Source organism: Escherichia sp. 94.0001, assembly GCF_013369155.2.
Classification (GTDB): domain Bacteria; phylum Pseudomonadota; class Gammaproteobacteria; order Enterobacterales; family Enterobacteriaceae; genus Escherichia; species Escherichia coli_F.
Genome location: NZ_JABWMS020000049.1, coordinates 1 through 13,105 on the forward strand (window position 1 = coordinate 1; position 13,105 = coordinate 13,105).

A 13,105-nucleotide genomic window follows, 5' to 3' on the forward strand; every position below is an offset into this window, starting at 1 on the left:
GCCTATAAAGAAGATATGCCAAAACAATTAACTGAACTATTAAATTTAGTTACAAACATTCCTGACATTGAAGATAAATTTCAATTCATAACTAAATTGGGTCATGCATACTGCCTCTCCGGAATTAATCTTTCAGATTACTCAACCTTTCTTTTAAAATTATTTCAGGATACTAAAGTAAACAGATTATGTGATTATTATAAGTTAAGAGTTCCTGGTGAACCAGAGTATCAACTTAGAATACCTTTAGATGGGTTGACATTTCAAATGCTTAGTGAACTGTACAGAGTATCGCCAGAAAACGTTTTCATTTTCGATGAACTTTTTCGAGAAATGATTGATTTCAGCACATTCGAAGGACGAGTGAGTTATTACAACACCATACTTTATTTAATAAACCAGAATACCGAAAGCATCAATAAAATAAATCTATTTAGCCATTTGATTAAACGTCTTCCATTATGTAATTTCAAAACTCAAGACTTTGAAACAAGATTAATACTTGCATTGCCTGAGTTAACAATCGAGCATGTGAATAAAACCGTATTAGAATATTTAAACGAGCTTACTGATATGTACAAAAGAAAACCATATTTAATTCTCACTGACCATGATAAATATTTTAGCTTTATCAAATATGCATTTAACAATGGAAATATTAAGATATCAAATGCCTTGATTGACGTCATAGAGAAAATAAATACAGAAAATCCTACTTCCCAGAGAACAAAAAGAAATCTTTCTGTATTAACGCAACCATTCAAAACATGCCAAATTTTATGAATAACGTAAATAAGTAATGAGTTTTAGTTTAGCACATCAACGTACCAGAGCCGCTTGCAACTCTGGTACGCTTCCTTTTTCACCAGTGTAACTGCACTATGCATGTTAACTGCTTTTGAACATAACAAGCGAAACCGAGCATTTTCCCATCTCCAACATCACGAAGCCGCAATGAACAACTCACGTAGCTGATGCAACTGGTCACGAATTTGCACCGCTTCTTCGAACTCCAGATTTTGCGCGTGTTGCATCATCAGCCCTTCCAGTTCATGGATTTTCTGCTGCAACGCCTTCGGCGACATATCCATCGGCACATTATCCGGCTCAACAATCGGTCGTGATTTTCCTCTGCCCTTCGCTTTGGTTTTGGCAATGTTCTGCCCCAGCGCCAGGATATCGACCACTTTCTTGTTTAATCCTTGTGGCGTAATGCCGTGCTCTTCGTTGTAGCGTTGCTGTTTCTCGCGGCGACGTTCGGTTTCGCCAATCGCTTTCGCCATTGATGGGGTGATCTTATCGCCGTAGAGAATCGCTTTACCGTTAACGTTACGTGCCGCACGACCAATGGTCTGGATCAACGAACGTTCAGAACGCAGGAAGCCTTCTTTGTCGGCGTCGAGGATCGCCACCAGCGAAACTTCCGGCATATCCAGACCTTCGCGCAGTAAGTTGATCCCTACCAGCACGTCGAACTCACCCAGACGCAAGTCGCGGATGATTTCCATGCGCTCGACGGTATCGATATCTGAGTGAAGATAACGCACACGCTCGCCGTGTTCTTCGAGATATTCCGTAAGATCTTCCGCCATCCGCTTAGTCAATGTTGTGACCAGCACGCGTTCGTTAATTGCCGCTCGCTGGCGAATCTCCGAAAGAAGATCATCAACCTGTGTTGCCACCGGTCGCACTTCGATAATCGGATCAAGCAATCCGGTTGGACGTACGACCTGATCCACCACATCACCACCGGATTTTTCCAGCTCGTAATTACCCGGCGTCGCCGAAACATAGATGGTTTGTGGCGCTAATGCTTCGAACTCTTCAAACTTCAGCGGACGGTTATCCAGCGCTGATGGTAGGCGGAAACCGTACTCCACCAGCGTCTCTTTACGCGCCCGGTCACCGCGATACATACCGCCAATTTGTGGAATGGTGACGTGAGATTCATCGACGACCAGCAACCCATCGGCAGGCAGGTAATCAAACAGCGTCGGCGGTGGCTCACCTGGTCCACGGCCGGAGAGGAAGCGTGAGTAGTTTTCAATGCCCGAGCAATATCCCAGTTCGTTCATCATCTCCAGGTCAAACTGGGTTCGCTGAGTCAGCCGCTGCTCTTCCAGAAGTTTGTTGTTCTCTAACAGCACTTTGCGTCTGGCGGCCAGTTCTTCTTTGATCTCTTCCATCGCCTGTACGATGCGCTCGCGCGGCGTGACGTAGTGCGTTTTCGGGTAGATGGTAAAACGTGGAATAGTAGAAACAATCTGCCCGGTTAGCGGGTCAAATAACGACAATCGTTCAACTTCCTCATCAAACAGCTCCACGCGAAGTGCAATGTCATCCGATTCTGCCGGGAAGATATCAATCACCTCGCCACGAACGCGGAAAGTGCCACGCTGGAAGGCTTGATCATTCCGGGTGTATTGCAGCTCCGCCAGTCGACGCAGGATCGCGCGCTGATCGATAATCATACCGACCGTAAGATGGAGCATCATCTTGAGATATAAATCAGGATCGCCCAGACCATAAATCGCGGAAACCGATGCCACCACAACCACATCACGCCGCTCCAGCATCGCTTTGGTGGCGGACAAACGCATCTGCTCGATATGTTCGTTTACCGAGGCATCTTTCTCAATGAAGGTGTCGGAACTCGGTACATAGGCTTCCGGCTGATAATAGTCGTAGTAGGAGACGAAATATTCCACCGCGTTTTCCGGGAAGAACTCTTTCATTTCGCCGTACAGCTGGGCCGCCAGCGTTTTGTTGGGCGCCAGTACCATGGTTGGGCGCTGAAGGTCAGCAATGACATTGGCAATGGTGAAGGTTTTCCCGGAGCCAGTTACACCGAGTAACGTCTGGTGCGCCAGGCCATCTTCCAGCCCCTCTTCGAGACGTCGAATCGCCTCTGGCTGATCGCCAGAAGGTTTAAAAGCGGAATTCAGTTTGAACGGTTTACTCATGAGTCGCTACCTGAAGGAGTTGGGCGGGCAGGTATGTAATTTTACTCGTCGTACTTAATTATGCCAACAAATTATACTGGATAAAAAAACAGTTACCCACCATAATATTTCTGTTACAGCGTAAACTCCGCTGTCAATCATGAGCAAAATTTACTCTGTGGCGAGATAAAACTCCGGCCTTACCGGGTTATCCCCAAAGCAACGGCTTTTTTAACATTTGTCAAGATGAGTGATGACAGTTTTATGGCAAGAGATGCCTCTTCAGTGACTGCCATTGCAATTATCTAACCAGTTAAAAAATAAAAGATATTTCTTTGAGCCGTCTTTAACGCCAATTCGCGTGCAAGCCGCGTATTCTCTCGCTTGCCTCGTGTTTTCTAACTCTAATACACATGGTTATCCACAGGAATAGTGGATAACTGTCTGCAGCCCCTATCCCCCGCCGCCTGGGCAATTCCCACATTCACCACATGATGCGGAAGTAAAATTTTTTTCGTGATTATTTTAGAATTTAATTGGTTAAATTGCAGTCAACCGAAGACGCGATCTCGCTCGCAATTTAACCAAATACAGGATGGCTACAACAAGGCAAGGTTTATGTACTTTCCGGTTGCCGCATTTTCTGGATTTTCTGCAAGCCAGGGAATTTCGCCCAGCAGCGGCGCGGGAATCATGCGGGTGAGCGTGGTCATATATTCAGCGTGACGTTTTCCAGGAGGCGTGACATCATTCGCCACCCAACCCGCCAGAGTCAGTCCGGCGTGTTGTATTGCCTGTGCCGTCAACATCGCGTGATTAATACAGCCGAGTTTCACACCAACTACCAGTATCACCGGCAGTTGTTCCTGTGTTACCCAATCCGCAAAAGTGAAAGTGTCAGAAAGCGGCGTAAACCAGCCGCCAGCACCTTCCACTAACACCCAGTCAGCCTGTTGTTCAAGCGCGCGTAATCCGGCGCTCATTACCAATGATTCTATCGGCCTGCCCTCTTGCGCGCTGATGATGTGCGGTGAAGTGGGTTCTGCGAAGGTGTAAGGATTTACCGTTGCGTAATCCAGCTGCAGGCTGCCGTTGTGCTGTAACGCCAGCGCGTCACTATTACGTAAGCCGTCCGGGGTCTTTTCGCTGCCAGAGGCGACCGGTTTATAACCTGCCGTCCGATAACCTGCTGCCTTCGCGGCTTGTAAAAGTGCACAACTGGCGACAGTTTTCCCCACTTCGGTATCCGTTCCGGTGACAAAATAACGTTTACTCACGAGCAATCACTCCCAAAAAAAGATGATACGTCAGAGGATATCGCCCCTGTTGTTGCGGCCAGGCCAGTTGCAATCGCTGCAACTGCGAACGCGTTAATATTCGTGGGTAGCGCCCTTCATGAAGATGCGTGGCACCGATGCCTTTCAGCGAACGCATGGCACTGAGCGCATCAGCAAACCACAGCGTGATGGGCTGAATATGATGTTGATAATGCACGCTGTTCAGCGACTGTTCGATTTCATCTGGCGGTAAAAAGCGATTAGCATGCGGGCGCTCGTCCACCGCCTGCCACGCCTGATGCAATTCAGGGAGCGATCCCTGCACCAGCGTGGTAAACGCGACCACGCCTCCGGGGCGCACCACGCGATACAGCTCGCGAAGTGCCGTGGATAAATTACCGCACCACTGCACCGCGAGATTGCTCCATGCAAGATCGAAGGTTGCAGTCGCTAACGGCAGGGATTCGATATCTCCCGCCAGATAATGGTCTGCGGCATCCTTCTGGCGTGCCTGAACAAGCATTGGCGGCGAGAGATCTAACGCTGTCACCTGCGCGTGACGTTCCCGCCAGTGGCGACTCATCCAGCCTGGTCCACAACCCGCGTCCAGCACGTGGGTGTATTTACGCTGTGGGAGCATTGCCAGTAAGACGTCAGCACTCTGGCGCTGTAGATCCGCATGTTGCTCATAATGTGCGGCTGCCCGACCAAATGCCGCAGCAATGGCTTGTTTATTAACCGTTGCCATGCAGCACCTCCAGCAGACGGTCGATATCCTGCATTTCATGCGCGGCGGTTAGCGTTAAGCGCAGTCGCGCAGTACCAGCGGGTACGGTTGGCGGGCGAATCGCCGTGACCCAGCAGCCTTGCTGGCGCAGTTTTTCTGCCAGTTGTAACGCACGGCTGTTATCACCGACGATCAATGGCTGGATGGCGCTGTATGAATCAGCAAGCGTAAACGGCAAATCCTGTACTCCGGCACGAAAACGCGTAATGAGTGCCGCCAGTTTTTCGCGCCGTGCATCACCCTCATCACAGCGAATGACCGCCAGCGACGCACGTAATGCCTGCGCCTGAGCGGGCGGCATACTGGTGCTGTAAATAAGATGGCGGGCAAATTGCAGTAGATAATCCGCCACCGTATCGGAGCAAAGCACCGCTGCCCCGCTGACGCCAAATCCTTTGCCAAAAGTCACCACCAGCAATTCTGGTTTTACCTTTTGCAGCCAGCAGTTGCCGCGCCCCTGTTCACCGATAACACCCGTGCCGTGGGCATCATCGACCATCAACCAGCCATTGTGCTGTTGCGTTACCTGCTGGATTTCCGCCAGTGGCGCACTATCGCCGTCCATGCTGAACACGCCTTCTGTCACCACCAGTTGCTGCCCCGGACAGGGGGAAGCAAGCAGTCGCGCCAGATGAGCGACATCGTTATGGGTAAAACGGCGAAGCTGCGACGGGCTTAAACTGGCAGCTTCCAGCAATGAGGCGTGACTCAGCCGATCGGCAACAATACGGTCCTCTTTCGCCGTCATCGCGGTAATGACTGCCTGGTTAGCGGCAAAACCAGAGATAAACAGCAGTGCCTGCGAATAGCCCAGCCACTCGGCCAGTTCTTCTTCCAGCGCCTGATGCGCCACGCTATAACCGCTGACGTGACCGGAACCGCCGCTACCGACGCCAAATTGCTCCGCACCCTGCTTCCATGCACGAATGATGTCCGGATGATGGCTTAAGCCGAGGTAATCATTGCTGGAAAAGTTCAGATACTGGCGATCATCCGCCACCAGCCAGCGTCCGGCCCCTTGCGCCACCGGATAACGGCGACGCAGGGCATCGGCAGCACGCCGCGCATCGAGCGCCGCGTTGATTTTCTCCTGCCAGCTCATAGTGCTGCCGCGTTGTAATATTCGTCAGTGTCCGGGGTCATCAGCGCCTGTTCAAGACGTTGCTGTTGTTCGTTATCGCCCGCCAGCACGGCGGTTTGCTGCGGATTTAACCCCAGTTTGCGGAACAGTTGCAGGTCTTTATCTTCTTCCGGATTCGGTGTGGTCAGCAATTTGCAACCATAGAAAATCGAGTTTGCGCCAGCCATAAAGCACATCGCCTGAGTCTGTTCATTCATCTGCTCGCGTCCGGCAGAAAGGCGCACGTATGAGGTCGGCATCATGATCCGCGCTACGGCAATGGTGCGAATAAAATCAAAGGCATCGACATCATCGTTATCTGCCAGTGGAGTGCCTTTCACCTTCACCAGCATGTTGATTGGTACGCTTTCCGGCGGCGTCGGCAGGTTTGCCAGTTGCAGCAATAATCCAGCGCGATCTTTTACCGTTTCGCCTAAACCTACAATGCCACCTGAACAGACTTTGATCCCGGCATCACGCACTTTTTCCAGCGTGTCGAGACGTTCCTGATAAGTGCGTGTGGTGATGATATTGCCGTAAAACTCCGGCGAGGTGTCGAGGTTGTGGTTGTAGTAATCCAGCCCGGCATTCGCAAGGCGCTGCGCCTGAGATTCACTCAACGTGCCCAGCGTCATACACGCCTCCAGGCCCATCGCTTTTACCCCCTGCACCATCTGTTCCAGGTACGGCATGTCGCGTTCGTGGGGATTCTTCCACGCCGCGCCCATACAGAAACGTGTCGATCCCGCCGCTTTCGCTTTTCGCGCCGACTCCAGCACCTGTTCAACTTCCATCAACCGCTCGGCTTCCAGCCCGGTTTTATAGCGCGAGCTTTGCGGGCAGTATTTGCAATCTTCCGGACAAGCTCCGGTTTTAATCGACAGCAAAGTGCTGACCTGGACCTGACGAGGATCGAAATGCTGACGATGCACCTGCTGCGCTTCAAACAGCAGATCCAGCAACGGTTTTTCAAATAATTCTGTGACTTGCGACAATGTCCAGCGTGGGCGGTGAGCCATGGGGCTTCTCCAAAACATGTTTTTTGTTGTTAATTCGGTGTAGACTTGTAAACCTAAATCTTTTCAATTTGGTTTACAAGTCGATTATGACAACGGACGATCTTGCCTTTGACCAACGCCATATCTGGCACCCATACACATCCATGACCTCCCCGCTACCGGTTTATCCGGTGGCGAGCGCCGAAGGTTGCGAGCTGATTTTGTCTGACGGCAGACGCCTGATTGACGGTATGTCGTCCTGGTGGGCGGCAATCCACGGCTACAATCACCCGCAGCTCAATGCGGCAATGAAGTCGCAAATTGATGCCATGTCGCATGTGATGTTTGGCGGTATCACCCATGCGCCGGCCATCGAGCTATGCCGCAAACTGGTGGCAATGACGCCGCAACCGCTGGAATGCGTTTTTCTCGCGGACTCCGGCTCCGTAGCGGTGGAAGTGGCGATGAAAATGGCGTTGCAGTACTGGCAAGCCAAAGGCGAAGCGCGCCAGCGTTTTCTGACCTTCCGCAATGGTTATCATGGCGATACCTTTGGCGCGATGTCGGTGTGCGATCCAGACAACTCAATGCACAGCCTGTGGAAAGGCTATCTGCCAGAAAACCTGTTTGCTCCCGCGCCGCAAAGCCGCATGGATGGCGAATGGGATGAACGCGATATGGTGGGCTTCGCACGTCTGATGGCGGCGCATCGTCATGAAATCGCGGCGGTGATCATTGAACCGATTGTTCAGGGCGCTGGCGGAATGCGCATCTACCATCCGGAATGGTTAAAACGAATCCGCAAAATGTGCGATCGTGAAGGTATCTTGCTGATTGCGGACGAGATAGCCACCGGTTTTGGTCGTACCGGCAAACTGTTTGCCTGCGAACATGCGGGGATCGCGCCGGACATTTTGTGCCTCGGTAAAGCCTTAACCGGCGGCACGATGACCCTTTCCGCCACGCTCACCACGCGCGAGGTTGCGGAAACCATCAGTAACGGTGAAGCTGGCTGCTTTATGCATGGGCCAACCTTTATGGGCAATCCACTGGCCTGCGCGGCAGCAAACGCCAGCCTGGCGATTCTCGAATCTGGCGGTTGGCAGCAACAGGTGGCGGCTATTGAAGTACAGCTACGCGAGCAACTGGCTCCTGCCCGTGACGCCGAAATGGTTGCCGATGTGCGCGTGCTGGGAGCGATTGGCGTGGTCGAAACCACTCGTCCGGTGAATATGGCAGCGCTGCAAAAATTCTTTGTCGAACAGGATGTCTGGATACGACCATTTGGCAAACTGATTTACCTGATGCCGCCCTATATTATTAGCCCGCAACAGTTGCTGCGCCTGACCACAGCGGTTAACCGCGCGGTACAGGATGAAACATTTTTTTGCCAATAACGGGAAGTCAGCGTGAGGGTTTCTGGCTACACTTTCTGCAAACTAGAAAGGAGGGTTCATGAAACTCATCAGTAATGATCTGCGCGATGGCGATAAATTGCCGCATCGTCATGTCCTTAACGGCATGGGTTACGATGGCGATAATATTTCACCGCATCTGGCGTGGGATGATGTTCCTGCGGGAACGAAAAGTTTTGTCGTCACCTGCTACGACCCGGATGCGCCAACCGGCTCCGGCTGGTGGCACTGGGTAGTTGTTAATTTACCCGCTGATACCCGCGTATTACCGCAAGGGTTTGGATCTGGTCTGGTAGCAATGCCAGACGGCGTTTTGCAGACGCGTACCGACTTTGGTAAAACCGGATACGATGGCGCAGCGCCGCCGAAAGGCGAAACCCATCGCTACATTTTTACCGTTCACGCGCTGGATGTAGAACGTATTGATGTCGATGAAGGTGCCAGCGGCGCGATGGTCGGGTTTAACGTTCATTTCCACTCTCTGGCAAGCGCCTCGATTACTGCGATGTTTAGTTAATCACTCTGCCAGATGGCGCAATGCCATCTGGTATCACTTAAAGGTATTAAAAACAACTTTTTGTCTTTTTACCTTCCCGTTTCGCTCAAGTTAGTATAAAAAAGCAGGCTTCAACGGATTCATTTTTCTATTTCATAGCCCGGAGCAACCTGTGAACACATTTTCAGTTTCCCGTCTGGCGCTGGCATTGGCTTTTGGCGTGACGCTGACCGCCTGTAGCTCAACACCGCCCGATCAACGTCCTTCTGATCAAACCGCGCCTGGTACCTCTTCTCGCCCGATTCTGTCGGCAAAAGAAGCGCAGAATTTCGATGCTCAACACTATTTTGCATCCCTGACACCAGGTGCGGCAGCGTGGAATCCTTCCCCGATTACCCTGCCTGCGCAACCTGACTTTGTTGTCGGCCCGGCGGGTACTCCGGGTGTAACGCATACCACGATTCAGGCGGCGGTAGATGCGGCAATTATCAAGCGCACCAACAAGCGCCAGTATATTGCCGTGATGCCTGGTGAATATCAGGGAACGGTGTATGTCCCTGCCGCTCCGGGTGGAATTACTCTGTACGGTACAGGTGAAAAACCGATTGATGTGAAGATTGGGCTTTCCCTTGATGGGGGCATGAGCCCTGCCGACTGGCGTCACGACGTCAACCCGCGCGGCAAATATATGCCAGGTAAACCAGCGTGGTATATGTACGATAGCTGCCAGAGCAAACGCAGCGACAGTATCGGCGTTCTCTGCTCTGCGGTCTTCTGGTCACAAAACAATGGCCTGCAACTGCAAAACCTGACCATCGAAAACACGCTGGGTGATAGCGTAGATGCGGGTAACCATCCGGCGGTGGCACTGCGTACTGATGGCGACAAAGTGCAGATCAATAACGTCAACATTCTCGGTCGTCAGAATACATTCTTTGTCACCAACAGTGGTGTGCAAAACCGTCTGGAAACCAACCGTCAGCCGCGTACTCTGGTGACCAACAGTTACATTGAAGGGGATGTGGATATCGTTTCTGGTCGCGGCGCAGTGGTGTTCGATAATACCGAATTCCGCGTGGTGAACTCACGTACTCAGCAAGAAGCGTATGTGTTTGCACCGGCTACGCTGTCTAACATCTATTACGGTTTCCTCGCCGTAAACAGCCGCTTCAATGCTTCCGGTGATGGCGTGGCGCAACTGGGCCGCTCGCTGGATGTTGATGCCAATACCAACGGTCAGGTGGTGATCCGTGATAGCGCCATCAACGAAGGTTTTAACACGGCTAAACCGTGGGCCGATGCGGTGATTTCCAATCGTCCGTTTGCGGGTAATACTGGCAACGTTGATGATAACGACGAAGTACAGCGTAATCTAAATGACACTAACTACAACCGCATGTGGGAATACAATAACCGCGGCGTGGGTAGCAAAGTGGTTGCAGAGGCGAAGAAGTAAAAGCGATTAACTTTTTGCCGGATGCGGCGTAAACGCCTTATCCGGCCTACAGTTCGATGCGATTCGTAGGTCAGATAAGATACGTCAGCATCGCATCCGACAATAAGTGCCGGATGCGGCGTAAACGCCTTATCCGGCCTACGGTTCGATGCGATTTGTAGGTCGGATAAGATGCGTCAGCATCGCATCCGACAATAAGTGCCGGATGCGACCAACATTTACATGGCGCTTTTTAAAGCTGACGATTTTTATTGAAGTTAATCAAACTACCCGCTTTGATAATCTCGCGCTCTTCAGCAGTCAGACTTTCCATATAGAGCGTAATCTCTGTTACCGGCGCATCTTCATGGATCACATAACCTTTAAACGTCGTACCTGGATTATCCAGCGCCATTTTAATGCCAGGGATGTAAATGTAATCGCCCACTTCAAAGTTCGGTACTTCCGCCATCTGCAGCGGTAACATTCCCCAGTTGATGACGTTAGAACGGTAGCGTTTAGTCGCGTACTCCTCAGCAATATTCGCCAGACCGCCAATCACACGCTGGCAGCTCGCCGCCTGCTCACGCGCAGAACCATCGCCTGGTTTCACCGCATAGACCATGCTGCCAATTTCAGTTTGCAGCGGATCAATATGCTCCTGACCAGCAATCTGCTTAATGCGCGCAAACACCTCTGTCAGCTCGCTGACATTCCCCGCCAGACGCTGATTTTCCAGCTCAGCAGTCGCTTTACTTCTGCCAACATAACCTGGATCGCGGCGTGACAGGGTAAACTCCGCCAGACCAATCGGATTTGAACGATAAGAAGAGGTTTCACCGGAAGGAATCAATTCGTCGGTGGTGGTCACTTCGTCGAGGATCTTCGAGCACACTTTGAGGACGATATTGTCAGTCAGCGCCCCCAATTCCGGCCAGTCTTTGATGTTCGGTCCGTAGATCAGCGATTGCTGGGTCGCCCCTTTCACAAAGCCCTGATAGACGCGATTTTTATACGGCGTGACATCGAAGGCATACTCCGGCACGATGTCCCAGCAGTCCAATTCACTTGCAGAGGTTAAATAACCACCGTTTGCGGCTGTTGCAGCGATAGAACGGGCATCCATCAACGCCACCGCTGACATCTGACCGTTGGCTGGCTTAGAGCCTTCGCGATTCGGGAAGTTACGCGTGGTGTGGCGAATACTCAAACCGTTGTTGATTGGCGTGTCGCCCGCGCCAAAGCATGGGCCGCAGAACGCGGTTCTGATGATTGCGCCTGCGCCAATCAAATCTGCTACCACGCCTTTTTTGGCTAAATCCATAAACACCGGCTGTGATGACGGATAAACCGCCAGCGAGAAGGTGTCATTGCCACAGGATTGACCGCGCAGTGCATTCGCCGCCGCGATGACGTTTTCGTAGTTACCGCCAGAACAGCCCGCGATAATCCCCTGCTGCACTTTCAGGCGACCATTTTCCACTTTATCCAGCAGCGAGAGTTTGGCTTTACCGTGCGCCACGCGTTCGGACTCAATTTCAATCTCACGCAGAATGTCGGTCAGGTTCTGGTTCAGCGTGTCGATTTCATACACGTTGCTTGGGTGGAACGGCAGCGCAATCATTGGGTTGATGGCGCTTAAATCAACGCTGATGCAGCCATCGTAGTACGCCATCGGTTGAGGGTTAAGCTGGCAGTAATCCTGGCCGCGACCGTGCAGCGCCAGCCAGTTATGGACTTCTTCATCAGTTTGCCAGACAGAACTTAAACAGGTCGTTTCAGTGGTCATAACGTCAACGCTGTTACGGAAATCGGTAGAGAGCGCAGCAACACCGGGCCCGACGAACTCCATCACTTTGTTTTTGACGTAGCCGTTTTTGAACACGGCACCAATGATAGCCAGCGCCACATCCTGCGGCCCCACATACGGCGCAGGTTTTCCGGTCAAATGCACCGCAACAACTCCCGGATAGTCGATATCCCAGGTGTCATTAAGCAGCTGTTTTACCAACTCACCGCCACCCTCACCGACTGCCATTGTCCCTAATGCACCGTAACGGGTGTGGCTGTCTGACCCGAGGATCATTTTGCCGCCTCCTGCCATCATCTCACGCATATATTGATGGATGACCGCAATATGTGGAGGCACAAAAATACCGCCATAACGCTGCGCTGCCGATAAACCAAAAACATGGTCATCACCGTTAATGGTGCCGCCGACGGCGCAGAGTGAGTTATGGCAGTTGGTCAGCACATACGGCAGCGGGAAACGTTCCATACCGGACGCTTTAGCGGTCTGTACAATACCAACAAAGGTAATATCGTGAGAGGCTAATGAATCAAACTTAATTTTAAGTTTGTCCATATTTCCGGACGTATTATGAGAAGAGAGAATAGACCAGGCAATAGTGCCTTTTTTGGCTTCTTCTTTTTTAATTTCGCCGCTGAAATGTTCTTCGGCAATTATTTCGTTATTACTGGCGAGAAACACGCCTTTTTCAGATAACTTGATCATCAAATGCTCCAGATATCTGCGCACCGTTAAGTGCGCAGAAAGATAATAAATGGATATACTCTAAATAATTCGAGTTGCAGGAAGGCGGCAAGCGAGTGAATCCCCAGGAGCTTACATAAG

Annotated in this window: 9 protein-coding genes and 1 pseudogene; 4 read left to right on the forward strand and 6 right to left on the reverse strand. The window is 51.3% G+C overall.

Annotated features, from left to right (window positions below; genetic code table 11):
- Window positions 1-783 (forward strand): annotated as a pseudogene (locus tag HEN33_RS18235) (hypothetical protein); the annotation flags it as partial.
- A 158-nt stretch (window positions 784-941) separates the two neighbouring features.
- Here the strand turns inward: HEN33_RS18235 and uvrB are convergent.
- The 5 genes from uvrB to bioB form a co-directional block, all read right to left on the reverse strand.
- The gene (gene uvrB, locus HEN33_RS18240; protein WP_176262537.1) at window positions 942-2,963 is read right to left on the reverse strand and encodes an excinuclease ABC subunit UvrB; all 2,022 of its coding nucleotides are present in this window, start codon (window positions 2,961-2,963) and stop codon (window positions 942-944) included.
- 578 nt (window positions 2,964-3,541) lie between these two features.
- Window positions 3,542-4,219, reverse strand: coding sequence for a dethiobiotin synthase (bioD, locus tag HEN33_RS18245; protein WP_000044827.1), 678 nt, complete (start codon window positions 4,217-4,219; stop codon window positions 3,542-3,544).
- Window positions 4,212-4,967: a malonyl-ACP O-methyltransferase BioC gene (gene bioC, locus HEN33_RS18250; RefSeq protein WP_000246780.1), complete on the reverse strand. Its 756-nt coding sequence runs from the start codon at window positions 4,965-4,967 to the stop codon at window positions 4,212-4,214. Before bioC ends, bioD begins: the two co-directional genes overlap by 8 nt.
- Window positions 4,954-6,108 (reverse strand): 8-amino-7-oxononanoate synthase, encoded by a 1,155-nt coding sequence (gene bioF / locus HEN33_RS18255; RefSeq protein WP_176262538.1) that lies wholly within the window; start codon window positions 6,106-6,108, stop codon window positions 4,954-4,956. Before bioF ends, bioC begins: the two co-directional genes overlap by 14 nt.
- Window positions 6,105-7,145 carry a biotin synthase BioB gene (bioB, locus tag HEN33_RS18260; protein ID WP_000951213.1) on the reverse strand — a complete coding sequence of 347 codons (1,041 nt, stop codon included), beginning with the start codon at window positions 7,143-7,145 and terminating at the stop codon, window positions 6,105-6,107. Before bioB ends, bioF begins: the two co-directional genes overlap by 4 nt.
- Window positions 7,146-7,231: 86 nt before the next feature.
- Between bioB and bioA the strand changes: the two genes are divergently transcribed.
- The 3 genes from bioA (at window position 7,232) to HEN33_RS18275 (ending at window position 10,491) form a co-directional block, all read left to right on the forward strand.
- Window positions 7,232-8,521, forward strand: a complete 1,290-nt coding sequence (bioA, locus tag HEN33_RS18265; RefSeq protein ID WP_176262539.1) for an adenosylmethionine--8-amino-7-oxononanoate transaminase — start codon at window positions 7,232-7,234, stop codon at window positions 8,519-8,521.
- Window positions 8,522-8,579: 58 nt separating this feature from the next.
- Window positions 8,580-9,056 carry a kinase inhibitor gene (locus HEN33_RS18270; protein ID WP_176262540.1) on the forward strand — a complete coding sequence of 159 codons (477 nt, stop codon included), beginning with the start codon at window positions 8,580-8,582 and terminating at the stop codon, window positions 9,054-9,056.
- Window positions 9,057-9,207: 151 nt separating this feature from the next.
- Window positions 9,208-10,491: a putative acyl-CoA thioester hydrolase gene (locus HEN33_RS18275; RefSeq protein WP_001091544.1), complete on the forward strand. Its 1,284-nt coding sequence runs from the start codon at window positions 9,208-9,210 to the stop codon at window positions 10,489-10,491.
- 232 nt (window positions 10,492-10,723) lie between these two features.
- Here the strand turns inward: HEN33_RS18275 and HEN33_RS18280 are convergent, their stop codons facing one another.
- On the reverse strand, window positions 10,724-12,985 hold the full coding sequence (locus HEN33_RS18280) for a hydratase (RefSeq protein ID WP_176262541.1): 2,262 nt from the start codon (window positions 12,983-12,985) through the stop codon (window positions 10,724-10,726).
- Window positions 12,986-13,105 lie beyond the last annotated feature (120 nt).